21 protein-coding genes and 1 tRNA gene are annotated in these 25,766 nt (G+C 67.6%); 14 read left to right on the forward strand and 8 right to left on the reverse strand.

Translation table 11 applies throughout. From position 1 onward, the window contains the following. From AC1DKN_RS04625 to AC1DKN_RS04645, 5 genes are all read left to right on the forward strand, one after another. On the forward strand, positions 1–1,110 hold the full coding sequence (locus AC1DKN_RS04625; RefSeq protein WP_476859862.1) for a prephenate dehydrogenase: 1,110 nt from the start codon (positions 1–3) through the stop codon (positions 1,108–1,110). Beyond that, entirely contained in the window at positions 1,110–1,853 is a 744-nt protein-coding gene (gene cmk, locus AC1DKN_RS04630; protein WP_028275911.1) for a (d)CMP kinase, read from the forward strand. The genes AC1DKN_RS04625 and cmk overlap by 1 nt, the downstream gene beginning before the upstream one ends. 73 nt (positions 1,854–1,926) lie before the next feature. Next, complete coding sequence (locus AC1DKN_RS04635) at positions 1,927–2,607, forward strand: lysophospholipid acyltransferase family protein (protein ID WP_476850474.1); 681 nt, start codon at positions 1,927–1,929, stop codon at positions 2,605–2,607. Continuing rightward, positions 2,604–4,154: a ribosome biogenesis GTPase Der gene (der, locus tag AC1DKN_RS04640; protein ID WP_476870562.1), complete on the forward strand. Its 1,551-nt coding sequence runs from the start codon at positions 2,604–2,606 to the stop codon at positions 4,152–4,154. Before AC1DKN_RS04635 ends, der begins: the two co-directional genes overlap by 4 nt. Before the next feature lie 148 nt (positions 4,155–4,302). After that, positions 4,303–4,379 (forward strand) — tRNA-Pro (locus tag AC1DKN_RS04645). 101 nt (positions 4,380–4,480) lie between these two features. On the opposite strand, the gene AC1DKN_RS04650 is transcribed toward AC1DKN_RS04645, so the two are convergent. Next, entirely contained in the window at positions 4,481–5,350 is an 870-nt protein-coding gene (locus AC1DKN_RS04650; protein WP_476859861.1) for an Fpg/Nei family DNA glycosylase, read from the reverse strand. Positions 5,351–5,545: 195 nt separating this feature from the next. Between AC1DKN_RS04650 and gcvH the strand changes: the two genes are divergently transcribed. From gcvH to AC1DKN_RS04675, 5 genes are all read left to right on the forward strand, one after another. Continuing rightward, entirely contained in the window at positions 5,546–5,932 is a 387-nt protein-coding gene (gene gcvH, locus AC1DKN_RS04655; protein WP_079553886.1) for a glycine cleavage system protein GcvH, read from the forward strand. A 160-nt stretch (positions 5,933–6,092) separates the two neighbouring features. Next, positions 6,093–6,569 carry an FHA domain-containing protein gene (locus AC1DKN_RS04660; protein ID WP_028275906.1) on the forward strand — a complete coding sequence of 159 codons (477 nt, stop codon included), beginning with the start codon at positions 6,093–6,095 and terminating at the stop codon, positions 6,567–6,569. 17 nt (positions 6,570–6,586) lie between these two features. Then, positions 6,587–7,309 (forward strand): transcriptional regulator FtsR, encoded by a 723-nt coding sequence (gene ftsR, locus AC1DKN_RS04665; RefSeq protein WP_026266235.1) that lies wholly within the window; start codon positions 6,587–6,589, stop codon positions 7,307–7,309. Beyond that, the gene (locus tag AC1DKN_RS04670) at positions 7,309–7,812 is read left to right on the forward strand and encodes a bifunctional nuclease family protein (protein WP_230009361.1); all 504 of its coding nucleotides are present in this window, start codon (positions 7,309–7,311) and stop codon (positions 7,810–7,812) included. Before ftsR ends, AC1DKN_RS04670 begins: the two co-directional genes overlap by 1 nt. Positions 7,813–8,163: 351 nt before the next feature. Then, positions 8,164–8,760 (forward strand): MerR family transcriptional regulator, encoded by a 597-nt coding sequence (locus tag AC1DKN_RS04675; protein WP_028275903.1) that lies wholly within the window; start codon positions 8,164–8,166, stop codon positions 8,758–8,760. Between the two features lie 146 nt (positions 8,761–8,906). On the opposite strand, the gene AC1DKN_RS04680 is transcribed toward AC1DKN_RS04675, so the two are convergent. After that, positions 8,907–9,788: a ParA family protein gene (locus AC1DKN_RS04680; protein ID WP_476857893.1), complete on the reverse strand. Its 882-nt coding sequence runs from the start codon at positions 9,786–9,788 to the stop codon at positions 8,907–8,909. A gap of 317 nt (positions 9,789–10,105) precedes the next feature. On the opposite strand from AC1DKN_RS04680, the gene AC1DKN_RS04685 reads away from it, so the two are divergent. After that, positions 10,106–13,501, forward strand: coding sequence for a pyruvate carboxylase (locus AC1DKN_RS04685; RefSeq protein WP_476870563.1), 3,396 nt, complete (start codon positions 10,106–10,108; stop codon positions 13,499–13,501). A gap of 208 nt (positions 13,502–13,709) precedes the next feature. Here AC1DKN_RS04685 and AC1DKN_RS04690 read toward each other — a convergent pair whose 3' ends face one another. Further along, a complete protein-coding gene (locus AC1DKN_RS04690; protein ID WP_223916598.1) occupies positions 13,710–15,530 on the reverse strand; it encodes an AMP-dependent synthetase/ligase in 1,821 nt (606 codons plus the stop codon). 223 nt (positions 15,531–15,753) lie between these two features. On the opposite strand from AC1DKN_RS04690, the gene AC1DKN_RS04695 reads away from it, so the two are divergent. Then, positions 15,754–16,848: an ROK family glucokinase gene (locus tag AC1DKN_RS04695; RefSeq protein ID WP_223916600.1), complete on the forward strand. Its 1,095-nt coding sequence runs from the start codon at positions 15,754–15,756 to the stop codon at positions 16,846–16,848. 58 nt (positions 16,849–16,906) lie between these two features. Here AC1DKN_RS04695 and AC1DKN_RS04700 read toward each other — a convergent pair whose 3' ends face one another. Genes AC1DKN_RS04700 through AC1DKN_RS04710 form a run of 3 tightly spaced genes read right to left on the reverse strand, consistent with a single transcriptional unit; the run spans position 16,907 to position 19,207 of the window. Next, positions 16,907–17,614 (reverse strand): hypothetical protein, encoded by a 708-nt coding sequence (locus tag AC1DKN_RS04700; protein ID WP_476870564.1) that lies wholly within the window; start codon positions 17,612–17,614, stop codon positions 16,907–16,909. Beyond that, the gene (locus tag AC1DKN_RS04705; protein ID WP_476870565.1) at positions 17,607–18,410 is read right to left on the reverse strand and encodes an alpha/beta hydrolase; all 804 of its coding nucleotides are present in this window, start codon (positions 18,408–18,410) and stop codon (positions 17,607–17,609) included. Before AC1DKN_RS04705 ends, AC1DKN_RS04700 begins: the two co-directional genes overlap by 8 nt. After that, positions 18,407–19,207 (reverse strand): alpha/beta hydrolase, encoded by an 801-nt coding sequence (locus tag AC1DKN_RS04710; protein ID WP_476870566.1) that lies wholly within the window; start codon positions 19,205–19,207, stop codon positions 18,407–18,409. The genes AC1DKN_RS04705 and AC1DKN_RS04710 overlap by 4 nt, the downstream gene beginning before the upstream one ends. 112 nt (positions 19,208–19,319) lie before the next feature. Between AC1DKN_RS04710 and AC1DKN_RS04715 the strand changes: the two genes are divergently transcribed. Further along, positions 19,320–20,162: a lysophospholipid acyltransferase family protein gene (locus AC1DKN_RS04715; RefSeq protein ID WP_476850409.1), complete on the forward strand. Its 843-nt coding sequence runs from the start codon at positions 19,320–19,322 to the stop codon at positions 20,160–20,162. An 84-nt stretch (positions 20,163–20,246) separates the two neighbouring features. Then, a complete protein-coding gene (locus tag AC1DKN_RS04720; RefSeq protein WP_243179595.1) occupies positions 20,247–21,641 on the forward strand; it encodes a class II 3-deoxy-7-phosphoheptulonate synthase in 1,395 nt (464 codons plus the stop codon). Positions 21,642–21,786: 145 nt separating this feature from the next. Here the strand turns inward: AC1DKN_RS04720 and AC1DKN_RS04725 are convergent, their stop codons facing one another. Together AC1DKN_RS04725 and AC1DKN_RS04730 are read right to left on the reverse strand one after the other, a co-directional pair. After that, positions 21,787–23,943 carry a Stk1 family PASTA domain-containing Ser/Thr kinase gene (locus tag AC1DKN_RS04725; protein WP_476870567.1) on the reverse strand — a complete coding sequence of 719 codons (2,157 nt, stop codon included), beginning with the start codon at positions 23,941–23,943 and terminating at the stop codon, positions 21,787–21,789. 121 nt (positions 23,944–24,064) lie between these two features. Continuing rightward, the gene (locus tag AC1DKN_RS04730) at positions 24,065–25,459 is read right to left on the reverse strand and encodes a LysM peptidoglycan-binding domain-containing protein (protein ID WP_476870568.1); all 1,395 of its coding nucleotides are present in this window, start codon (positions 25,457–25,459) and stop codon (positions 24,065–24,067) included. Positions 25,460–25,766 lie beyond the last annotated feature (307 nt).

Here is a 25,766-nt window from a genome sequence, read left to right on the forward strand (position 1 = left end):
ATGTCCGCCTTCCGCACGCACGGACGCGGCCACCTGAACGGCCCGGTGCTCGTCCTGGGCTCCGGGCTACTGGGCACCAGCATCGGGCTGGGGCTGCGGGGGCGGGGCGTCCCTGTGTTCCTCTCGGATCCCTCACCGACCAACCAGGCCGTCGCCGTCGACATCGGCGCCGGCCTGCCGCTGGCGCGCCTCGAGGGGGAGGCGCCGGAGCTCGTCGTCGTGGCCGCGCCGCCGGATGTCACGGCGGACGTCGTGGCCAAGGCGCTCCAGGACTACCCGCACGCCGTCGTGGTGGACATCGCGAGCGTGAAGGCGCAGATCCTGGCCGATCTGCGCAGCCGAGGCGCGGACCTGGGCCGCTACGTGGGGACCCACCCCATGGCCGGGCGCGAGAAATCGGGCCCGGTCGCGGCCCGGGGCGAGCTGTTCACCTCCATGCCGTGGGTCGTGTGCCCGGCGGAGGAGACACTGCCGGAGTCCCTGCGGGTGGCGCGTGCGCTGGCTGGCGATCTCGGCGCCGTCGTGTCCGAATTCGCTGCCGACGAGCACGATGCAGCCGTGGCGCTCGTCTCACACCTGCCGCAGGTGATGTCCTCGCTCGTGGCCAGCCGCCTGCAGGGCACGCCCCTGCACGCCCTGTCCCTGGCCGGCAACGGGCTGAGGGATGTCACCCGGATCGCCGCAAGCGATCCCACGCTCTGGGTCCAGATCCTTGGCGCGAACGCGGAAAAGGTGGTGGAGATCCTGCACGGAGTCCGCGAGGACCTCAACCGGCTGATCGGCACCCTGGAGTCACCGGCCGCTCCCGGCGCCAGGCTGGACCTTGCCCAGCTGATCAGCGAAGGCAATGCCGGCCAGTCCCGGATCCCGGGCAAGCACGGCGGACCCCCGCAGGCATACTCGTGGCTGACGGTGCTGGTGGATGACACACCCGGACAGATCGCCAAGCTGCTGACCGAGATTGGCGAGATCGGCGTCAATGTCGAAGACCTCCGCCTCGACCACTCTTCGGGGCAGAATGTGGGCATGGTGGAAATTTCCGTCCTGCCCAACAAGCACGACCTTTTGATAGCAGCCCTCAACGACCGTGGATGGCGGGTACTCCAGTAATGACCCAGGAACTCATCGAGACAGTGGACGTAGTCCGCCCCGGAAAAAGCCTTGTGGTTGCCATCGACGGCCCCTCCGGCTCCGGCAAATCCAGCGTGAGCAAAGAGGTGGCCCGCCGGCTGAAACTGGCCTACCTCGACACCGGCGCGATGTACCGCGCCCTGACATGGTTCTGCCTGCAGAGCGGCACGGACCTGGACGACGGGGCCGCCGTCGAGACCGCCGCCGAGACCCTGCCGCTGGAAATCAGCACCAGCCCGCAGGAAGAGTACGTCCGCGTCGGCGGGCACGATGTCACTCTCGCCATCCGGGAACCCGCCATTTCCGCGGCAGTCAGCGCCGTCGCCACCACCCTGGGCGCGCGGACTGAACTGATCCGCCGGCAGCGCGAGCTGATCGAAAAGCACCACCGCCGCATGGTGGTCGAGGGCCGGGACATCACCACCGTCGTCGCGCCCCATGCCGAGGTGCGGATGTTGCTGACCGCCAGCGAGGAAGCCCGGCTGCGCCGCCGCGGCATCCAGTTGGGCGGCAGCCAGAATGCCGAGCAGTTGGCAGCCCAGGTCACGCACCGCGATGCCAAGGACTCCACCGTAGTGAACTTCACCACGGCCGCCGACGGCGTCGTGACCCTGGACTCCTCCGACCTGGACTTTGACGAGACGGTCCAGGCCGCCCTCGACATCGTGGACACCGTGGTCAACCACTCTCCCGTTCCGCTCCGGGCCGTCCACGGTGACTGAGGGGCGCGCCGGACTGCCGGGGACAGCGCCGGCCTCCCTGCCCGGTCAGTGGACGACGGCGTGGAGCCGGCCCGTGGGCTGGCTCCTGGACCACCTCGTCTACCGCACGTCGGTCAGCGGACGCTCCAACGTCCCGGCGGCCGGTCCCGTGATCTTCGCGGGAAACCACATCAGCTTCCTGGACGGGCCCGTCATGTTCGGCGCCTCGCCCCGGCCCATGCACATCCTCGTCAAGCAGGAGATGTTCACCGGGTTCCTCGGCCGCGTCCTGGCGGCGTCGGGCCAGTTGCCCGTCGACCGCCGCGGTGGCCGTGCGGCGCTGGCCACGGCCCGGAGCCTGCTCGACGCCGGACGGTGCGTCGGGATTCTTCCCGAAGGCACGCGGGGGAGCGGTGAGGCCGCCGCGATCAACAACGGCGTCGCCTGGCTGGCGCTTAACTCGCGCGCCACTGTGGTCCCCGTGGCCATCCTGGGCACAAGAATCGACGGCGAACACCTGGACACCGTGCCCGCACCGCGCCGGCGCCTGCATGTCAGCTTCGGCGGGGCCATCAACGTCAGCCGCAGGCCCGGCGAGACCGGGCGTGTTTCAATGGACAGGGCGGGAACCGAAATCCGGGCCGCATTAGCGCGCCATGTCCAGGACTCAGTACTAAGAACCGGGCAGCCCCTGCCCCACGCGGAATCACCGCATGAACGTCATGAAGAAGTAGCCGGGACGCCGGCAGATCACCACCTAAGGAAAGTGCAATGAGCGATACGACTCAAACCTCCGGCAATTTTGGCGCCGGCGAAGACGAATACACGCCCACCGGCACCGACCAGGTGGCTGAAAACCTTGCCGCCCTGGACGATGACGAAGCGGAACTGCGCGCGGCCTCGCTGCGTGCCGGGCTGGACGACTACGAGCTCGACGAAGACGACGCCGCGCTGCTGAGCGGCCACTTCGACGACGAGGACTTTGACGGCCCGGTCAAGCTGGACCCGGTCCTCGCCATCATCGGACGGCCCAACGTGGGCAAATCCACCCTGGTCAACAGGATCCTGGGCCGCCGCGAGGCCGTGGTCGAGGACACCCCCGGCGTCACCCGCGACCGTGTCATGTACTCGGCAAACTGGAACGGCCGCAACTTCACCGTGGTGGACACCGGCGGGTGGGAGCACGATGCCCGCGGCATCCACGCCCGTGTGGCGGAGCAGGCCGAGATGGCCGTGGAACTTGCCGACGCCGTCCTGTTCGTCGTCGACTCCGCCGTGGGCGCAACCGCGACCGACGAAGGCGTCATGAAGATGCTGCGCAAGTCGAAGAAGCCGGTCATCATGGTGGCCAACAAGGTGGACGACTTCGCCCAGGAAGCCGACTCGGCCACCCTCTGGGGCCTGGGCTTCGGCGAACCGTACCCCGTCTCGGCCCTGCACGGCCGCGGCGTGGCGGACCTCCTGGACCACGTCATGGAAACCCTCCCGGAGTACTCACTGATTGAGGGCCTCGAGCGCTCCGGCGGACCCCGCCGCATCGCCCTGATCGGCCGCCCGAACGTCGGCAAGTCCTCGCTGCTGAACAAACTTGCCGGTTCCGAGCGTGTGGTGGTGGACAACACCGCCGGCACCACCCGCGACCCGGTCGATGAATTCATCGAACTCGGCGGACGCACGTGGCGCTTCGTGGACACCGCCGGCATCCGGCGCCGCCAGCACATGGCCCAGGGCGCGGACTTCTACGCTTCCCTGCGCACGCAGAGCGCGCTCGAAAAGGCCGAGGTCGCCGTCGTGCTCCTGGCCGTGGACGAGGTGCTCAGCGAGCAGGACGTCCGCATCCTGCAGCTTGCCGTTGAATCCGGCCGCGCCCTGGTGCTGGCCTTCAACAAATGGGACCTCCTTGACGACGAGCGCCGCCGCTACCTGGAACGCGAAATCGAGCAGGACCTGGCACACGTGGCCTGGGCACCGCGCGTGAACATCTCGGCCAAGACCGGCTGGCACAAGGACCGGCTCGTCCCGGCCCTGGACACCGCCCTGGAAAGCTGGGACAAGCGCATCCCCACCGGACGCCTCAACGCGTTCCTGGGCGAACTTGTCGCAGCGCACCCGCACCCGGTCCGCGGCGGCAAGCAGCCCCGCATCCTGTTCGGCACCCAGGCCTCGAGCCGGCCGCCGAAGTTCGTGCTCTTCACCACCGGATTCCTGGATCCGGGATACCGCCGCTTCATCACCCGACGCCTCCGGGAGACCTTCGGCTTCGAGGGCACACCGATTGAGGTCAACATGCGCGTGCGCGAAAAGCGTGGCAAGAAACGTTAATTCCGACACACCTTGCCGTGACAGCCTGAAATTGTCACAGGCACCCTCCCGGATCGTGTAAGCTTTTGGAGGTGGTTCGGCCGGACTGCTTGGAAGAAAACCTGGAGCGAATCCGGGAAGACTTCCGGGCGGAGAACGGTGGAACCAGCGGGCTGTAGCGCAGCTTGGTAGCGCACTTGACTGGGGGTCAAGGGGTCGCAGGTTCAAATCCTGTCAGCCCGACCAACAGCTGAAACCCCGCCATTCCTGATGAAGGAATGGCGGGGTTTTCTGTTTCCCGGACACATCCGCTCCGTGGTGTTCCCAGGAAGGTCCGCGGTGATCCGCTATTTCAGGAAGCGGGACGTCCGGCGGTCGGCCAGGATCTTTCCTTTGGTCTGGCACGTCGGGCAGTACTGCAGGGCGGAATCGGCAAAGGAAACCTCCCGGACCGTGTCCCCGCACACCGGACACGGTTCGCCGGTCCGGCCGTGGACCCGCATGTGGCTCCGCTTGGTGTCCTTGAGCTCGTTGGGCGGCTTGCCCTTGGCCTCCGCCACCGCCGTTCCCAGAATGGTGTGGATGGCGTCGTAGAGGTGCTGCACGTGCGTCCGGTCCAGCGACCTGGCGATCGCGAACGGCGAAGTCCTGGCGGCGTGCAGGATCTCGTCACTGTACGCGTTCCCAATCCCGGCGATGATGCCCTGGCTCCTCAGGACGCCCTTGATCTGCTGGGAACTGGAGCCGAGAATCCCGGCCAGGGCATCGACGTCGAAGTCCGGACTGAACGGATCCGGTCCGAGCGCCGCGATGCCGGGCACGTCGTGCGGATCACGGACCACATAGACCGCCAGGCTCTTCTTCGTGCCCGCCTCGGTCAGGTCCATGCCCACCGGGCCGGAATCGGCGGAGAACGTCAGCCGCAGCGCGATGTGGCCCTTCCCCATTTTCAGCTGGGCGTCGGTGGGGGAGTCCGTGAAGCGGACCCAGCCGGCCCGGGCGAGGTGGAAGACAAAATGCAGCCCGTCCGCTTCCAGGCTGACAAACTTGCCGAACCTTTGCACGCCGCTGACGGCCTTGCCCTGGAGGTCGGAGTAGGGAGGGTCTGCCGTCTTGAGCACGGCGAAGGAGACCGGCTGGATTTTCCGCACCATTGCTCCGCGCAGGTGCTCGTCCAGAAAGTCCGTCAGGGCCGCAACTTCAGGAAGCTCAGGCACGGCCTAGCCCTCACGTGTCCGGACGGTCCCGGCGCCCCGGTTGTTCACATTCCCGCCCTTCAACGGAGCATGTTCTGCCATGGCACCATCTTCGCAGATGCCTCCCCGGCCCCTGCCCGATGTGCCTATACTTTCAGCGGCGGCTAGAACAAACGACTGCCGCCGCCAGGTGATTGACCCGATGAAAGGCCCGTCATGAGCATCATTCCCGAAGACTTGTCCTACACCGCAGAACACGAATGGGTTTCGGCCCCCAACGCCGACGGGGTTGTGCGCGTGGGCATCACTGATTTTGCCCAGGACGCCCTCGGGGATGTCGTCTACGCCCAGATGCCCGAGGTCGGGACGACCATCAAGGCCAACGACGTCGTCGGAGAGGTCGAATCCACCAAGAGCGTCAGCGACATTTACGCCCCGGTGACGGGCGAGGTGGTGGCCAGGAACGAGTCGCTGGACACCGATTCCGCCCTTATCAACTCCGATCCGTACGGTGAAGGCTGGCTGATCGAAATCAAGCTCGCGGAAGCCGACGCGGTCGAGTCCTTGCTCAGTGCATCCGAGTATGAACAGCAGGTAGGCTAAAGACAGAGGTCATTCGGGCCGGGGCCGCCGGCGAGTGTTGTTGGGATAACAAAACAAAGCCGCGCCCCGCCGAAGGGCCTCATTACCGGGACTGCAAGGCTTTTCCGGACGGCATGCGTTGTTTGCAGGGGGGACACCTGCAACGAATGAGGAGGACTCAATGTTTGGGCACGAACGGAACGACACCGGTGACGGTTACGGCACGGGTGGAGTGAAGGCTTCGGAGACCACGTCGATCAACCTCACTCCGGTGCGCGACGAACCCAATTTCACGCCGAAGCTTTCAACTGAGGAACGGGCAGCGGTTGAGGCCCTTCCCTTCGGATCGGCCCTGCTCGTCGCGCACAGCGGCCCCAACGCCGGTGCGCGGTTCCTGCTGGACTCCGACGTCACCACGGCGGGCCGCCACCCGGACGCCGACATCTTCCTCGACGACGTCACTGTCTCGCGCAGGCACGTCGAATTCCGCCGCACTGCGCGCAGCTTTGAGGTTGTGGACACCGGGAGCCTGAACGGCACCTACGTCAACCACGACCGCGTGGACTCGGTGGAACTGAAGTCCGGCAACGAGGTCCAGATCGGCAAATTCCGCCTCACCTTCTACCTCAGCCCTGCCCGCGCAGCAGGCAACGTCTGATTCCGGGGTAGTTGCCTGTGGCCACGGCACATGCGGATCGGCGCGGACCCCAGGTTCTGAACATCGGGGAAGTCCTGGCTCAACTGAGCGACGACTTCCCCAGCATGACTGCGTCAAAAATCCGGTTCCTTGAAGAAAAGGGACTCATCAACCCGCAGCGGACACCTGCCGGCTACCGTCAGTACTCCGAGAACGACGTCGAACGGCTGCGCTTCGTCCTCTCACTCCAGCGTGACCAGTACCTGCCGCTGAAGGTTATCAAGGACTACCTGGATGCGATCGACCGGGGCGAACGGCCGGAGAACCTGCCGGCAGGCGTCACGTTGTCCCCGCGGATTGTCTCCGAGGAGCTCGCCTCCGAGCTGCAGAGCCGGGCACGCAGGCTCAGCGAGGAGCAGCTGCGCGCCGAATCCGGGGCGAGCGTCCCACTGCTGGAATCGCTCCTGAGCTACGGCCTGATCGGGCACGTCAACGGCAAATTCGACGAACACGCGTTGCAGGTCGCGCGGGCCTGCGTCCAGCTGGAGAGCCATGGCCTGGAACCCCGCCACCTGCGGCCCTTCCAGGCGGCTGCCGACCGCGAATTCGGGCTCGTGGAGCGTGCTGTGGCCACCCTGACCTCCCGCAAGGACGCAGCCTCCCACGCCCGCGCCGCCGAGGCGGCCCGGGAAATCAGCGACCTCTGCCTGTCCTTGCACCAGGCGCTGGTCCACGACCGCATCTCAAGGATGGACATCTGATGATTGAGGTGGAGATTGTCGGCGTGCGGATCGAGTTGCCGTCCAACCAGCCGCTTGTCCTGCTCAAGGAAATCCATGGTGAGCGCCACGTGCCCATCTGGATCGGGACCCCGGAGGCCAGCGCCATCGCCCTGGCCCAGCAGGGGGTCATCCCGCCCCGGCCGATGACCCACGACCTCCTGGTGGACGTTGTCGAGGCCCTGGGCCACACGATCGTCAGCGTCAACATCGTGGCGGTGGAGGACAACATCTTCTACGGGCAGCTGCAGTTCGAGAACGGCACCACCGTGAGCTCCCGGGCCTCCGATGGGTTGGCCGTTGCCCTGCGCGCCAAGTGCCGGATCTGGTGCGCCGACGCCGTCATGGACGAGGCCGGCGTCCGGATCACCGAACACGACGAGGGCGAGGACACGCACCCCGGACCCGCCGTGGACGAGGAAGTCGAACTGCGGCGCTTCCGCGAGTTCCTCGACGACGTCGAACCCGAAGACTTCGGCGGCTGAGCCGGCCCAGGCAACCGGCGCCAGGGAACCTGCCGCGATTGCGGGCGTGCCTGTGACTGCTGGTGTTTCTGATACGTGCGTGACAGCTGTGGCGGCACCAAACGTTAAAGTCGAGGATGAAACTTTCGACACGCCCTTGGAATAGCCCCAACGTCTTTGACCTTGGGCCCCGGCAGGCCTAACGTCGAAGGTACAAGTTCCCATTGCATACGGTAGCCGCGCAAGTCACACTGGAAGGTGCAGTCCGGCTGAATTACACGGATGAAATATTCATCCGGTGTCATGCAGCTGTTCACATCTATTGCTGCCGATGCAACAAACCCAGGGGAACCCACGACAAGGAGGGTCCACGTGAGTCCGAAAGGCGAAGCAGGCGAGCTGAAGCAGGCCTCAACGGCCGGCGTTGCTGTGCCCGCCAGCGGTGCCCAAGGCCTGCTGTTCACCGAGGATCTCCCCGTTCTGGACGAGGACGCGGGCTACCGCGGACCCACCGCCTGCAAGGCGGCCGGCATTACCTACCGCCAACTCGATTATTGGGCGCGCACCGGACTCGTTGAGCCCGCCGTCCGCGGTGCGGCCGGCTCCGGCTCGCAGCGGCTCTACGGCTTCCGCGACATTCTGGTTCTCAAGGTGGTCAAACGGCTCCTGGACACGGGCGTCTCCCTGCAACAGATCCGCACCGCCGTGGAACACCTGCGGGAGCGCGGCGTCGAGGACCTCGCCCAAATCACGCTCATGAGCGACGGCGCCAGCGTCTACGAGTGCACATCGGCAGATGAAGTCATCGATCTCGTCCAGGGCGGCCAGGGGGTGTTCGGCATCGCCGTCGGCCGCGTATGGCGCGAAGTTGAAGGAAGCCTCGCAGCTCTTCCCAGCGAACACGCCGCGGACCAGTCCTTTCCCGACGACGAGCTGAGCAAACGCCGGGCGGCCCGCAAGATCGGCTAGCGCCCGCAGCTGCAGACGTGACTGAGCACAGCAACGACTGAGCACAGGAATGACTGAGCACAGAACCTGAGTACAACAAGATGAGGCCGCCTCCCGGACAGGGAAGGCGGCCTCATTTCTGTTGGGCTGTGTACGGCAGTCCGGGGCTACCGAAGGCTGCGGTCGCGGACAGCGCCGGCCGGGGCCACGCCGCCCTGGTTCAGCAGGTTCTGCAGCAGGGCATCGAAGAGCCCGGCCGCATTCTTGGCCGAGTCGCCGGGCCAGTGGTGGATGGAGTGGGCGGCGCCCTGGATCTGCTGCCAGTTGGCCTGCTCCGGGATATGCGGGCTCAACAGCAGTTGGCCGAACATGGATTCCATCTCCGAGAGCCGGAACGTGTGCTCGGCCGAACTGCTGCGCACCCGGTTGGCCACGATGCCGGCAGGGGACAGCTTGGGGGCGAATTCCTGCCGGAAGAGCTGGATGGCGCGCATGGTGCGTTCCGTGCCGGCCACCGAGAAAAGCCCGGGCTCGGCTACCAGGGTCACCTTGTCGCTTGCGGACCACGCCATCCGGGTCAGGCCGTTCAGTGACGGGGGGCAATCGACCAGGACGAGTTCGTAGTTCGTGGCGCCGGCCAGGACCGTGGAGAGTCGGCGAAGGTCGCGGCGGCCCAGGTCGGGGCGGTCGTAGATGCCGGTATAGGCAGAGCCGACGGCCACGTCCAGGACGGAGGTTGCCGCGCCGGACTGAATCCTGCCGTTGGCACTGCCGTTGGCGTTGCTGCGGCCGTTGATCCGGGCGTGTTCCACCCAGCCGCTGGGGACCACGTTGTCCGCCAGATGTGCCCGCCGCGGCGACCTCAGCATCCTGCCGATATCGAGCTGATCGTCCGGACTCACGCCCAGGGCCGTGCTGGCGTCAGCATGCGGATCAAGGTCGACGACGAGGGTGGGGATGCCGGCGGCCAATGCCGCCGACGCCAGTCCGGTGGTCACGGATGTCTTGCCGACACCGCCTTTGAGGCTGCTGATGCTCACTACTTGCACTTGAAAAACCAATACCTAACGCCGGTTGCCGAGACGGGGTCGTGCCGGCTCCTGCGTTCTTCGGAGCCGGGGCGTGCGTGCGCCACCCACCCACTCATCATATGTTGATGCTCCGGCGAAACCTGTTTCATCCGGCGTGGGGCGCCAGAACCTCGCCAATCGGATGGACGGGGAAAGCTCTAAGGCCAAGGCCCTGCCCATCGCGGCGTCCGTGACGGATAATGCTGTGACAGTCGCCACAATGATTTGTGTTTGCCCGCACAGGTCCTAGACACTGTGAGCACTTACCGATACGCCCGCGATGAAGCAGGAGAAGTATGTTTTCTAAGATTCTGGTGGCCAACCGCGGCGAAATCGCGATTCGCGCCTTCCGCGCGAGCTACGAGCTGGGTGCCAAGACTGTCGCTGTGTTTCCCCACGAGGACCGCAACTCCATTCACCGCCAGAAGGCCGATGAGGCGTATCTGATCGGCGAGGAGGGACACCCGGTCCGGGCCTACCTGGACGTTGATGAGGTGGTGCGCGTCGCCAAGGAGTCCGGGGCGGACGCCATTTACCCCGGTTACGGTTTCCTCTCCGAGAACCCGCGCCTGGCGCGGGCCGCGAAGGAGGCCGGCATCACCTTCGTCGGCCCGCCGGCCGAGGTCCTGGAACTCGCAGGTAACAAGGTTGCCGCCCTCGAGGCCGCGCGCAAGGCCGGCGTCCCGGTCCTCAAGTCCAGCCAGCCATCGAAGGACCTGGACGAACTGATCGCCGCCGCGGATGAAATCGGCTTCCCCATTTTTGCCAAGGCCGTCGCCGGCGGCGGCGGGCGCGGCATGCGCCGCGTGGACACCCGCGAGGCGCTCCCGGAGGCCCTGCAGGCCGCCATGCGCGAAGCCGACGCCGCGTTCGGCGACCCCACCATGTTCCTGGAGCAGGCCGTCCTGCGCCCGCGCCACATCGAGGTCCAGATCCTGGCCGACGCGGAGGGCAACGTGATGCACCTCTTCGAGCGTGACTGTTCCATCCAGCGCCGCCACCAGAAGGTCATCGAGATCGCCCCGGCGCCGAACCTGGACGAAGGCATCCGGCAGGCGCTGTACCGCGACGCCGTGAAGTTCGCGAAAGCGCTGAACTACGTCAACGCCGGTACCGTCGAATTCCTTGTCGACACGGTGGGTGAGCGGGCCGGCCAGCACGTATTCATCGAAATGAACCCCCGGATCCAGGTCGAGCACACGGTGACCGAGGAAGTCACCGACGTCGATCTCGTCCAGGCGCAGCTGCGCATCGCCGCCGGTGAGAGCCTCGCGGACCTGGGCCTGTCCCAGGAGAGCGTCCAGCTCAAGGGTGCCGCCCTGCAGTGCCGCATCACCACGGAGGACCCGGCCAACGGCTTCCGGCCCGACGTCGGCAAGATCACCGGCTACCGCTCGGCCGGCGGCGCCGGCGTCCGGCTTGACGGCGGCACCGTCTACTCGGGCGCGGAGATCAGCCCGCACTTCGACTCCATGCTGGTCAAGCTGACCTGCCGCGGCCGCAACTACCCGGCCGCCGTCGCCCGGGCCCGCCGCGCCCTCGCCGAGTTCCGCATCCGCGGCGTGTCCACCAACATCTCCTTCCTGCAGGCCGTCCTGGACGATCCCGACTTCGTCGCCGGGGATGTGGCTACCTCGTTCATTGACGAACGGCCCCAGCTGCTGAAGGCACGGGTCTCGGCCGACCGCGGCACCAAGCTGCTGACCTGGCTTGCCGACGTCACGGTCAACAAGCCCAACGGCGAACTCAAGGTCCACACGGACCCGGCGGACAAGCTGCCTGCCCTGGATGACGCAGCGGCCCGGCCAGGGTCCCGCCAGCGTCTCCAGGAACTCGGCCCGGAAGGGTTTGCCCGTGCCCTGCGCGCGCAGGACGCCGTGGCCGTCACGGACACCACGTTCCGCGACGCGCACCAGTCCCTGCTCGCCACCCGGGTGCGCACCCGGGACCTCGTGGCGGCTGGTCCCGCAGAATCCAAGCTGCTCCCCGAGCTGCTCTCGGTCGAGGCCTGGGGCGGGGCCACCTACGACGTCGCCCTGCGCTTCCTCGGCGAAGACCCCTGGGACCGGCTTGCCGCCCTGCGCAAGGCCATGCCGAACCTGTGCCTGCAGATGCTGCTCCGCGGCCGCAACACCGTCGGCTACACGCCCTACCCGGAAGAGGTCACGGTGGCGTTCGTCAACGAGGCCGCCGCCACGGGCATCGACATTTTCCGGATCTTCGACGCCCTCAACGACGTCAACCAGATGGCCCCGGCCATCCGGGCGGTCCGTGAGACCGGTACCGCCGTCGCCGAGGTTGCCCTCTGCTACACCGCGGACATGCTGGACCCGGAGGAAACGCTCTACACCCTGGATTACTACCTGGAGCTGGCGCAGAAAATCGTCGACGCCGGGGCGCACATCCTGGCGATCAAGGACATGGCCGGACTGCTGCGTCCGGCTGCCGCGGCACGCCTGGTCTCGGCGCTCCGGGAGCGGTTCGACCTCCCCGTCCACCTGCACACCCACGACACCGCCGGCGGCCAGCTGGCCACGCTCCTCGCGGCCGTGGATGCCGGCGTGGACGCTGTGGACGTGGCCTCGGCCTCCCTGGCCGGAACCACCAGCCAGCCCTCGGCATCGGCCCTCGTCGCCGCGCTGGCCCACACGCCGCGCGACACCGGCCTCAGCCTGGCGAACGTCTGCGCCCTCGAGCCTTACTGGGAGGCCGTCCGCCGGGTCTACGCGCCGTTCGAGTCCGGACTGCCGGGGCCCACGGGCCGGGTCTACCAGCACGAAATTCCTGGCGGCCAGCTCTCCAACCTGCGCCAGCAGGCGATGGCGCTGGGCCTGGGCGAGCGTTTCGAGGCGATCGAGGACATGTACACCGCGGCGGACCGGATCCTCGGCCGGCTGGTGAAGGTGACCCCGTCGTCCAAGGTGGTGGGCGACCTCGCCCTGCATCTGGTGGGCCTCAACGCCGACCCGGAAGACTTCAACGAGAACCCGCAAAAGTACGACGTCCCGGATTCCGTGATCGGCTTCCTTTCCGGCGAGCTCGGTGACCCGCCCGGCGGCTGGCCTGAGCCCTTCCGGACCAAGGCGCTGCAGGGCCGCACCGTCAAGGTCCGCGACGTCGAGATCAGCGCCGAGGACAGCGCCGCGCTCAACGGCGATTCCAAGACCCGGCGGGGCACGCTCAACCGCCTGCTCTTCGCCGGTCCCACGAAGGATTACCAGAAGAGCGTGGAGGCCTACGGCAACCTTTCGGTGCTGGATACGCGGGACTACCTCTTCGGGCTGCAGCGCGGCGCGGAGCACGAGATCGAGCTCGAGAAGGGCGTCCGGCTGATCGCCTCGCTCGAGGCCGTCTCCGAGCCGGACGAGAAGGGCATGCGCACGGTCATGTGCACGCTCAACGGCCAGTCCCGGCCCGTGGTGGTCCGCGACCGTTCAGTGGTGAGCAACGTCAAGGCCGCCGAACGCGCCGACACCTCCCAGCCGGGCCAGGTCGCCTCGCCGTTCGCCGGTGCCGTCACGCTGACCGTCAAGGCCGGGGACACCGTCAAGGCCGGCGACACGGTGGCCACGATCGAGGCCATGAAGATGGAGGCGTCCATCACGACGCCGGTGGCCGGCACCGTCGCGCGGCTCGCCGTCGCCGGAATCGAACAGGTCCAGGGCGGGGATCTGCTGCTCGTAGTCGAATAGCGGCAGCGCGGCAACACCGCACCCCATCAACACAAAAGGGTCCTTCCGGCTTCCGCCGGAAGGACCCTTGTGTTTCTGCCGAACATTGCCTCCCGAACAAAAGCGACGCGGGGTCAGATACGGCCCATCAGGGGGCGCCGGATGGGCCGTATCTGACCCCGCGTTGCTCTGGTGCGGGGTTTCGGTGCGGGGCGGTTGCGGTTGCAGCCTAGGCGAGGGTGGGACGCTTGGCGCTGTACATTTCCTCGATCACGTTCTCGAAGTCCTTGAGCACCTGGGCCCGCTTGACCTTCATGGAGGGGGTCAGATGTCCGGAGGCCTCGGTGAAGTCGGCCGGCACGATCCGGAAGGACTTGATCGCCTCGGCCTGGGACACGGACTGGTTGGCGTGGTTGATGAGCTCCTGGACCGCGGCCATGACGGCGGGGTTGACGGCAGCCTCGGCGAGCGAGGTCGAGGCCGGGAGCCCGTGGCGGCCCAGCCAGCCGGGCAGCGCTTCTTCGTCCAGGGTCACCAGGGCACCAATGAACGGGCGGTTGTCACCGACCACGAGCACCTGCGAGACGAGCGCGTCCGCGCGGATCTGGTCCTCCAGCAGGGCCGGGACGACGTTCTTGCCGCCGGCCGTGACGATGATTTCCTTCTTGCGCCCGGTGATGGTCAGGAACCCCGCCTCGTCCAGCTGGCCGATGTCGCCGGTGCGGAACCAGCCGTCCTCGAAGGTTGCAGCGGACAGGTCATCGCGCTTGTAGTAGCCGCGCATGACGCACACGCCCTTGGCGAGGATCTCGCCGTCGTCCGCGATCCTGACGGAGTTGCCCGGAATCGGGGCGCCGACCGTGCCGATCTTGATCAGGTCGGGGGTGTTGACGGTGATCGGCGCCGTGGTTTCAGTCAGCCCGTATCCTTCCAGGATCTGCATGCCGATGCCCTGGAAGAAGTGGCCCAGCCGTTCACCGAGCGGCCCGCCGCCGGAAACGGCATGGGAGACGTTCCCGCCCATGGCGGCCCGTAGCTTGCTGTACACGAGCTTGTCGAACACGGCGTGCTTGAGCTTCAGCACGAGCCCGACCTTGCCGGCCTGCCGGGCCCGGGAGAATTCGATGGCGGTGTCCGCGGCGCGGTGGAAGATGGCGCCCTTGCCGCCGTCCTCGGCCTTGGTCAGGGCCGAGTTGTAGACCTTCTCGAAAACGCGCGGGACGGCGAGGATAAAGGTCGGTTTGTAGCTCTGCAGATCCGGCAGCAGGTTCTTGATATCCGGGGTGTGCGCCACCGTGACGCCGGCCGCGACTGCCAGCACAGAGATGAAGCGTGCGAAGACGTGGGCCATGGGCAGGAACATGATGGTCCGCGCCTGCTCGTGGACGATCGTGCCCAGCGACGTGACCAGCGCGTTCTCGGACAGTTCCACGAAGTTGCCGTGCGTCAGCTCGCAGCCCTTGGGCCGGCCGGTGGTGCCCGAGGTGTAGATGATCGTGGCGACATCGTTCAGGGACGCCTGGCTGCGGCGTGCTTCGAGCTCGGCATCGCTGACGCCGGCTCCGGCCGCACGGACCTCGTCCAGGCTGTCGCCCTCGAGCTGCCAGACATGCCCCAGGGCGGTGAGGCCCTCGGAGGTGGCCGCCTGCCGGATGATGTCCTCGTGGTGCGCCGATTCGCCGAACGCGGCCACGGCGCCGGAGTCGCCAAGGTTCCAGGCCACCTGGGAGGGGGAGGAGGTTTCATAGATCGGGACCGAGACGGCGCCGGCGAACCAGATGGCGAAGTCGATCAGGGCCCATTCATACCGGGTGCGGGACATGATGCCCACCCGGTCGCCGGCGGCCACACCGCTGGCCATGAGGCCCTTGGCGAGGGCCGAGACGTCGGCCAGGAATTCCGTGGCGCGGACGTCCTGCCACTGGCCGGCTGCGTCGAGCCGCGAGAACAGCGCAGGGTTGGAGGCCTTGGCCGCCTGGCGCACCACGAGATCGGTGACATTGGTGTCCGGATCGACATTCACCAGGGGCGGGACAATGATTTCTCGCACGACAGCTCCTTTGGTATCCATAGGCCCGCAAGGGGTACCGCTAAGCCTAGTATGCGGCCCCCCGAAGGTGTGTTCTGCGACACCTACTGGCGAGTAACTTTACGGTCGGGGCCGCCGTTCCGCCAGTCGGGGATGCTGCGGGCACGTGCGCGGCGCTCTGCTGCCGCGTCATTCAGCCGGGCTTTCGCTGCCGTTGCGGCCCCGGCGAATAGAATGGGGCACCATGCAGACACCAACACCCGGCCGGCAGCCCGGCCTGCGCCGCCGGACCGCCGCCTGGCGAAGCAGGACCCTGGCCGGAGCCGCGGCCGCCACGGCCGGGCACGACCTCCGCTCACACCTGCGGCTGGGCCGCAAGGGCCTGGCGATCGGCGTCGACATCGGGGGAACCAAGGTTGCTGCCGGCGTGGTGGACGCCGAGGGCAGGATCCTCAGCCAGGCCAAACGCTCCACCCCGGGCAACGACCCGCGCGCCGTGGAACAGGTCATTGTCGAACTCGTCGGAGAGCTGGGCGCCGGACACCGGATCTGGTCGGTCGGAATCGGCGCTGCCGGCTGGATGGACCTCGACGGCGGCACTGTCCTCTTCAGCCCACACCTGGCCTGGCGCAATGAACCGCTGCGCGAGAACCTGCAGCGGCTGCTGCGCCGCCCCGTCCTGCTGACCAACGACGCCGACGCCGCCGCCTGGGCGGAATGGCGCTTCGGCGCCGGACAGGGACAGGACCGTCTGGTCTGCATCACCCTGGGCACCGGAATCGGCGGGGCCATGGTCATGGACGGACGGCTCGAACGCGGCCGCTTCGGTGTGGCGGGGGAGTTCGGCCACCAGATCATCATGCCGGGCGGGCACCGCTGCGAGTGCGGCAACCGCGGCTGCTGGGAACAATACGCCTCGGGCAATGCGCTCGGCCGCGAGGCCAGGGAACTGGCCGCCGCGAATTCCCCGGTTGCCCAGGAACTGCTCAAGGCCGTGGACGGCGACGTGGCACGCATTACGGGCGTGATCGTGACGGAGCTGGCCAAGGCCGGGGACCAGACCTCCCGCGAACTCCTCGAGGACGTCGGGGAGTGGCTGGGCCTTGGCCTGGCGAACCTCGCAGCGGCACTGGACCCAGGCAAGTTCGTGATCGGCGGCGGACTGTGCGACGCCGGCGAGCTGCTCGTCGCGCCGGCCCGAAAGGCCTTCGCGCGGAACCTCACCGGCCGCGGCTTCCGCCCCGCGGCGGAGATCGAACTTGCGGCCCTGGGACCCAACGCCGGGCTGATCGGCGCCGCCGACCTCTCCCGGGTCAGCAGCCGCATGCACACCCAGTAGCGTGCCTTCCTGGGCCCTGAACCAGCCAGCGCGGTGCCTGGCGCCCTGACCGGGTGGACTAGATGCGCGCCCCGTCGTCGTGCTCGTCCTTCTCGCCCGGCAGCTTCATGATCAGGAACACCACGGAGGCCGCGAACGCGGCCACCATGCCCACGATCGCCAGCGTCGGGGCCGACCGCCAGAACATCGCCGAGAACACGAGCGCAATCGGGCCGCCCACCGCTCCAATCCAGGCAAGGACGGTCATCGGATCTGCACCGGCCAGGCTGGGCGGCTCCTCCGGGACGAACACGCCATCGTCGTCGTCGGCCTCGTAGTCCCGGGGGCCGGATGCGGTGTCCGGTGCCTCACTGCTGCCCGCGGCCGGGTTCCCCGGGGCGGAGGCGAGCCGCTCCCTGGCGGAAAGTTCGATCGGCGCGACGCCGGCGAGGCCCAGCGGGTCGAAATCGCTGAACGACCTGTTCGCGCCGGTGCCAGCACCGGAGCCAGCGCCGGTGCCGGCGGCGCTGTCCGCTCCGCCGGCCGGGCCGTCAGTTCCCCCAACTGCCTCGTCCCCGCCTGTCCCGACCCCTTCCAGCCTGGCGACGAGATCCAGCCACACGGCGTCGTCATCGGCAAGCGGTTCGTCCGCGGCGGCCGGGTCCTGCGCCTCAGGGGGCGGGGTGGTGCCCGGACGCTGGAGGCCGGATGCGTCAGCGCCAGGCGACCGGGCGTCGTCGGGATCAGGGGTCTCGGGGTCAGGGACGTCGGGGTCCGGTTTAGTCATTGGCCGTGTCCTTCCGGCTGGCGCGGGCGGCGCCCGGACCGGCCGCGGCTGCAACGGACCGGACAAATTCGGCCGTGCCACGGAAGATCTCGGGCGCGTCGTTGTCCATGGTAGCGACGTGGTAGCTGTTTTCCAGCCGGACCACCTCAAGCGGGGCGTTGGTCAACCCGCGGCGCAGGGCCTCCATGCTAGATTCGGACACCACGTGGTCCACTGTGGAACGGTAGGCCCGGACCGGAGCCGTGACGCGGGGCAGCAGCCGCACGGTGTCCTTGAACATCTTGTTGAGCTCGTGTGCGGCGGCCACCGGGGTGCGCGGGTAGGCGCACTCGTCCATGCCCGGTTTGAGGATGTCATTGGCGATCGCCGGGGTGCTCTTGAGGACAAACTTCAAGACGCCCGCCAGCGGGGCGCGGGGATCATCGATGACCAGGCCGGGGTTGACCACCACCACCCCCGCCACGGGGCGGGTGGCCGCGATCCGCAACGCGAGGGCGCCGCCCATGGACAGCCCCGCCACGACCACGACGTCGCATTCTTCCGCAAGCTCCAGGTAGGCCGCGTCCAAGGCAGCATGCCAGTCCTGCCACCGGGTCTTGGCCAGCTCCTGCCAGCTCGTTCCGTGCCCCGGCAGCAGGGGCAGCCGGACGGCGAACCCGGCACCGGCCAGGGACAACGCCCAGTCCCGCACACCGTGTGGGCTGCCGGTGAAGCCGTGCGAGACCACGACCCCGGTCCGGGGGATGGTTCCGGTGAACGGGCTGCTGAACGGCGAATGGTCCGGGAGGATGCTCATGGGGACTCCGAGGGGGCGCGGGGCGGCGAAATGGCGTGGGCGTGCTGCAGGAAGAAACGGACTGATTCTTCAAAGAGTAGCGGCGCATCGGCGTCCAGGGTGGCAACGTGCCCGCTCTTCGGGAGGGGAACCACCGTGAGTTCCCGGGACCCGAGCCGCCTGCGCAGCAGCGCCAGGGACGACGGCGGGACCACCGCGTCGGTGTCCGACTTGAACACCAGGGCCGGGGCGGAGACGGACGGCAGGTCCCGGAGGGTCGCGGCGAACAGCCGGCGCAACTGGTGGACGGCGGCCAGCGGCGTCAGGGAGTAGTCACCGTCGTCGGTGGTGGCCGCCGTGGAATTGTCCTCCTGGATGGGCGTGGTGGTGCGCTGGAAGTACTTGAGCAGTCCCACGATCCGGACCCTGCGGTCATAGAAGCTCAGGCCGGGGTTGACGGCGGCCACGCCGGCCACGCTGTGGCGGGCCGCGGTACGCAGGGCGATCGTGCCGCCCATGGACAGTCCCGCGACATAGCAGTCATCAGTCCGGGCGGCCAGGTCCAGGTACGCCGTTTCAAAGCTCCTGTACCAGTCCTGCCAGCCCTGCCGGGCGAGATCCCGCCAGTGGGTGCCGTGCCCGGGCAGTAGCGGTACCGAGACGGCGAAGCCCTGGGCGGCGAGGTGGCGGGCCCACGGCAGGACGCTGAGCGGGCTGCCTGTGAAGCCGTGGCAGATGGCCACACCGGTCCGGGCGTTGGGGCCGTGGCCCGGGTAGCTGAAAGCGGCGGGCGCAGGGGGAGTGCTGCTTTCAGTCATGAGCCCATCGTGTCACCCTTAGCGCCAAAACTCACTAGAGTAAGGTGTCCATTGAAGCCTGGCCGGACCCGGTTCGGGCCGCAGGCCAGACGCCTTCCGGAGAGGTCACCGAGTGTTTTATTGGTTCATGAAGACGTTTGTCCTGGGGCCGGTGCTCAGGCTGCTGTTCCGGCCCTGGGTCAAGGGCCTCGACAACGTCCCTGCCGAGGGCGCCGCGATCCTTGCCTCGAACCACCTCTCCTTCTCGGATTCCATCTTCATGCCGGTCATGGTGCCGCGGCCGGTCGCGTTCCTGGCGAAATCCGAATACTTCACCGGCACCGGGATCAAGGGCAGGCTGACCGCAGCCTTCTTCCGGCTCACCAACCAGCTCCCCATGGACCGGTCCGGGGGCGCCGCGTCCGCGCAGTCGCTGAACGCCGGTATGGACGTGCTCAAGAAGGGTTCCCTCCTGGGCATCTACCCCGAGGGGACCCGCAGCCCCGACGGGCGCCTCTACCGCGGCAAGGTGGGGGTTGCGCGCCTTGCCCTGCAGGCCCGCGTCCCGGTCATCCCGGTGGCAATGATCGGAACGGACAAAGTCCAGCCGATCGGCAAGCGCGTGCCCAACATCCGCCGCATCGGCATGATCTTTGGCGAACCGCTCGACTTCAGCCGCTATTACGGCATGGAGGATGACCGGCTGATCCAGCGTTCAGTGACCGACGAGATCATGTACGAACTCATGCGCCTCTCCGGCCAGGAATACGTGGATGAGTACGCCGCCGTCGTGAAGCTCCGCCTGGCGGGCAAAGCGCAGGACGCGGCCCCGGACAAAACCCCTGCGGGCCCCGACGCGGTGCAGGATGCGGCCGCCGGCAATACCCCAAACGAAGCCCCAAACACGGCCCCAACGGAAACCCCGAATGAAGCCGCTGCCGGGGACGCGGGGCCGGAGGTTCCCGGCCCCGCATGAGCGGGCCACGGGTGCCATATGACGGCAGCCGGGCTGTCAATGACAGGCAGGGCCCCCGAACCTTGATGGGGCAACTATCCTTAGATAGTGACCGAGCTATCTGAGAAACCAGTTTCCCCGCTGACCAGCACCGCCCAGAGCGGAGCCGCCAACTATCCCGGACTGGACAACTGGCGGGAGCTCCCGGCCTCGCAGCAGCCCACCTGGTCGGACCCGGCTGTGTTCGAGGCGTCCGTCAAGGAACTTTCCGTCCTCCCGCCCCTCGTGTTCGCCGGCGAAGTGGACATTCTTCGCGAACGGCTCGCCGCCGCCGCGCAGGGCAAGGCGTTCCTGCTCCAGGGCGGCGACTGCGCCGAGACCTTCGAAGCCGCGACGGCGGACAAGATCAGCGCCCGCGTCCGGACCATCCTGCAGATGGCCGTTGTCCTGACCTACGGCGCTGCCATGCCCGTCATCAAGATGGGCCGCATGGCTGGCCAGTTCGCCAAGCCCCGCTCCTCCAACGATGAAACGCGCGAGGGCGTCACCCTGCCGGCCTACCGGGGCGACATCGTCAACGGCTACGATTTCACGCCCGAGTCCCGCGCCCACGACGCCGGCCGGATGCTCAAGGCCTACCACACCTCCGCTTCGACGCTGAACCTGATCCGCGCCTTCACCCAGGGCGGTTTCGCGGATCTGCGCCTGGTGCACCAGTGGAACAAGGGCTTCACCGAGAACCCGGCCCACGCCCGCTACGAGTCCCTGGCCCGGGACATCGACCGCGCCATCAAGTTCATGGCCTCCTGCGGTGCCGACTTCGAGGCCCTGAAGCGGGTGGAATTCTACGCGAGCCACGAGGCCCTGCTGCTGGACTACGAGCGCGCCCTGACCCGCATCGACTCGCGCACGGGGCTGCCCTACGACACCTCCGCGCACTTCCTCTGGATCGGGGAGCGGACCCGCGAGCTGGACCACGCACACGTTGACTTCCTCTCCCGCGTCCGCAACCCGATCGGCGTCAAGCTCGGCCCGTCGACCAGCGGCGACGACGCCCTGCGCCTGATCGACAAGCTGGATCCGAACCGGGAGCCCGGCCGGCTCACCTTCATCACCCGCATGGGTGCGGGCAACATCCGCGAGAAGCTGCCGGCGATCGTCGAGCGCGTCACCGCCTCCGGGGCCCAGGTCCTTTGGGTCACCGACCCCATGCACGGGAACACGGTCACCTCGCCCAACGGCTACAAGACCCGCAATTTCGACGACGTCATTGACGAAGTGCGCGGATTCTTCGAAGTCCACCACGCGCTCGGCACCGTTCCCGGCGGCCTGCACGTTGAGATGACGGGGGACGACGTCGCCGAGTGCCTCGGCGGAGCCGACCCGATCGACCAGGAAGCCTTCCTGGACCGCTACGAGTCGGTCTGCGATCCGCGCCTGAACCACATGCAGTCGCTCGAGATGGCGTTCCTGGTGGCCGGAGCGCTCTCCAAGCGCTGACGCACTGATGGACAGAATGCGTCTGGCAGAACGCATTCAGACAGAACGTTTCCCACAGAACGCATTCTGAGAAAAAGCTCCGCCCGGCTACTGCAGCCGGGCGGAGCTTTCTTGTGCGATGGCAGGAGTCGGAGCGGGGTGCCTGTCAGACGACGGTAAGCGTAACGGTCGAGCCTTCCGGGGCCTTCGTGTCCACCGGATTCTGGTCCCGGACCGTGCCGAAGAAACCGCCGAGGATGTTATCGACCTGGACTTTGAAGCCTAGTTTCTCAAGGGCTTCCTGGGCCTCCGAGGCCTGCTTGCCGATGAAGCTGGGGACCTCGACGAGCTTCGGGCCCTTCGAGATGGTCAAGGTGACGGTGCCGCCCTTGGTCAGGTTGCCGGAGTCCGGGTCCTGCGCCAGCACCGCGCCCTCGGGGACGTTCCTGTCGTTGACTGCTTCCGGGGCCACCACGGCCTTCAGGCCGGCGGCTTCCAGGGCCTTAACAGCGGCGTCCTGCGCCTGCCCGCGGACATCCGGGACCGGGATGGGCTGCGGGCCCTTCGAGACGGTCAGGCCCACGGGCGTCCCGTGCCTGACCGGGTTGCCGCTGCGCGGAGCCTGGGCAAGGACGGTTCCGGCAGGCGCCTTCTCGTCGAAGGTCTCGGTAATCGGGCCCAAAGCCATCTGGGCGCCGTTGAGCGTGGTCTTGGCCTCGTCCAGGCTCTTGCCGGCCAGTTCCGGCAGCGGGAACAGCTCCGGGCCCTTGGACACGGCCAGCGACACGGGCTGGAACTTGCGGATGACCTCCCCGGCGGTCGGCTCCGAGCCGACCACGAGTCCGGGCGAGACGTCGTCGTCGAAGACATCCTTCACCGTGGATTGGAAGCCGGCGGTGCGGAGCAGGTCCTGGGCCTCGGCAACGGTCTTGTTCGCCACCGGGGGAATCGTTCCCGGCGACCCCGGACCCATGCCGAAGAACCAGCCGGCGACGGCGGCGAGCAGCGCCGCGACGACGAGCAGGACGATCCACAGCAAGCCGCGGCGCCGGGGGTTGCCCTCGTGCAGGGTCCTGGTGGGCGTGGCGGCGGCTCGCTGGCGCGCCTTCTCCTCGTCCCGGTCCAGTTTGCGCTGGGCGCGTTTGCTGGGGGCAACCGCGCTCTCCGCCGGGCCGTCATACCCGGCGCCGTCGTAGGCCGCCTCGTCCGGGGTGGACAACGGTCCGTAGGCCGGACGCCGCGGGGCACCGGACATCACGGTGGTCGGGTTGCCGCTGGTGCGGGAAATCATCTCGGTGGGCCGGGCGAGGCTGCCGTATACCTCAGTCTGCATTTCCGTGGGCATTCCGGTGGGCGGCAGCACGTGGGCCGTTTCCTGCGCGTCCGACGCCGGACCGGTACCGCCTGGCGGCCGGGTTGGCGGTGCTGCCACGGCCGGCAGGGTGCTGCGAGCCGCCGGCGGCTGGAGGTCGAGTTCGGCGTCGCTGAGGTTGGTCCTGATGTGCCGGAGCTCGGACAACAGGGCGCTGCCGTCGACGGGGCGCTTGTCCGGGTCCCGGTCCGTGCACCACTGGACGAGTTCGTCGATCTCCGCGGCCAGCCCGGGAACCTCCAGCGAAGGCGCTGCGACGGTGGAATTGACGTGCTGGTAGGCGACCTGGATGGGCACGTCGCCTTCGAACGGCTGCCGGCCCGTGATCATTTCGTAGAGCATGATCCCGACCGAATAGATGTCGCTGCGGGCATCTGCCTGTTTACCCAGGACAAGTTCGGGGGAGATGTAGGCGACAGTCCCGATCAGGGCGCCCGTGCTGGTGGACGTCGAGATAGCGCGTGCCAGGCCGAAGTCGCCGAGCTTGATCCGCCCGTCGTCGGCGATCAGGACGTTTTCGGGCTTGATGTCCCGGTGGATCATTCCGGCGGCGTGCGCGGCGCCGAGGCCTTCGACGACCGGATCGATCAGCGCCAGGGCCAGCCGCGGCGACAGGGCGCCCTTGTCATTGAGGACATCCCGCAGCGTGTGGCCCTTGATGAATTCCATCACCAGATAGGCGAGCCGGCCGTCCTCGCCCTGGTCCAGGACGCCCACGACGTGTGGGTGGGAGAGCCGGGCGGCAGCCTTGGCTTCGCGGCCCAGCCGATCGAGGAACTGCGGGTCGTCAGCCAGATGGGGATGGAGCACCTTCAGCGCGACATCACGCTCGAGGCGCTGGTCCGTGGCGAGGTACACGGTGGACATCCCGCCGCGGGCAAGCCTGGATTGAACCTGGTAGCGGTTGTCCACCAGGTTCCCTACGAGAGCATCCGACACGTATTCCTGCACCTTACAATCGTAGTCGCTGGACAGAAACGGGCCCGAATCAACATGCGATCCGGGCCCGTAGCGTCACGCCCCGCCGAAAGGGAGCCTGTGCTGGAGTCTGTAGTTGGCCGAGCGGCCGGGTTTAGCTGAACAGTTGCCGGTTGGCCTTGATGGCGGCGACGTAGCCCTTGGTGTCCTCGAACATGCCGTTCTGGCTCACCGAGTACTGGCCCTGGTAATAGCCGGCGATTGCGTTGTCCACATCCGGGCTCGTGCGGACCAACTGGCGGATGATCGCGATGCCTGCCGTGGCGTTGTCGTAGGGATCGAGCAGGTTCAGCTGGCGGCCCACCAGATCGGAGGCCCATTCGCCGGAGGACGGGATGACCTGCATGGTGCCGATCGCATTGGCCGGTGACACCGCACGCTGGTCGAAGCCGGATTCCTGGAAGGCAAAAGCCAGTGCAAGGCTGGCGTCCACGCCCATGCGCCGGGCCGTGTCCGCCACGATCGACTTCATCTGCTGGCGGGTGGGCACCGGAGAGGCATTGAGCAGCGCCTTGTTCTGGTTGGCCGAGCTGACCACCGCGGCCGGGTAGCTGAACCCGAGGAACGTGCTGGGCACGAGGGGCGTGGTGGTGGCAGGCGTGCTCGATGCCGGTGCGATGGTCGACGCGCCGGGGATGACGAGCTTCTGGCCCGGGTAGATGATGCTCGACATTGTCAGCCGGTTGGCCGACAGGACGTCCGAGAGCCTGACACCGTTGCGGGCCGCGATGCCGGAGAGGGTGTCGCCGGCCTTGATGGTGTAGGAGCCGGAACTGGCCGGCGCGGGCGCCGACGGCTTGGGTGCGGCGGCCGTCACGGGTGCGGAGGGGGCCGGCGTGCTGGAACCGCCGCCGACCTTGACCTTCTGGCCGGGATAGATCACGGAGCTCATGCCGAGCCCGTTCCACTTGAAGATCTCGGAAAGGCCAACGCCGTGGCGGGTGGCGATGGCGCTCAGGGTGTCGCCGGACTTGACGACGTACACGCTGCCGCCGCCCGAGGCGGGCGTTGTCGGCGTCGATTTCGCCGGTGCGGACGGTTTGGGCGCTGCCGGCGCCGGCGTCGAGCCCGTGAGCTTGATCTTCTGCCCCGGGTAGATGATGGTGTTCGCCTGCAGGTTGTTCAGCTTGAGCACGGCAAACGTGTCCAGGCCGTAGCGGCCGGCAATGGCACTGATGGTGTCGCCGCGGGCGATCGTGTAGACGGCCGGAGCGGCCGTCTGCGCGGGCCGCAAGGCGCTCGGCAGCGTCACCGGGACGGAGGCGGCCGGGATCACTGCCGCCTTCAGGGATGTCGCCGCGTCAGCCTTCGCCTGGGCACGCATGGCGGCCGCGAGCGTTGCCGGGACCGAGCGCACCCGCGATTCGGCTGCGGCAGGCTGGGCGATCGCCAGGGAGGAAAGCACGACGGCGGGAAGCGCCGCCGTCGTCGCCGCGATGAGCGGCAGGCTGCGCCCCGGACGGAGCTGTGGCGAACGTGAGGTTGTCATTGGAAAGATCCTCTTCTCAGCGGCAACGCTGCGGTCAGGCCGGTAGAACTGGTGTTACCAGTGTGACAAAAGTTATTTCTGTTACAAATGTGATCTATGTGAATCTCTCATGAATTGGCAATTAGCACAAGAACCGTTTGACATTCCGCAAACCCGTTTCCGGTGGAGTGTCGCCCGAAAGTCGTTCCAGGGGAGTCCCCCGGTGAAGCCGGGCGGCATTCCGGCGCGGCGGGACCGGCCATGACCGCAGCGTGAATTCTGCGGATGCCGACTAGGCGGCGGGGCACCGGCCGTGGCAATCTTTATG

The sequence above is a fragment of the Arthrobacter sp. 01N444 genome, from assembly GCF_056399305.1.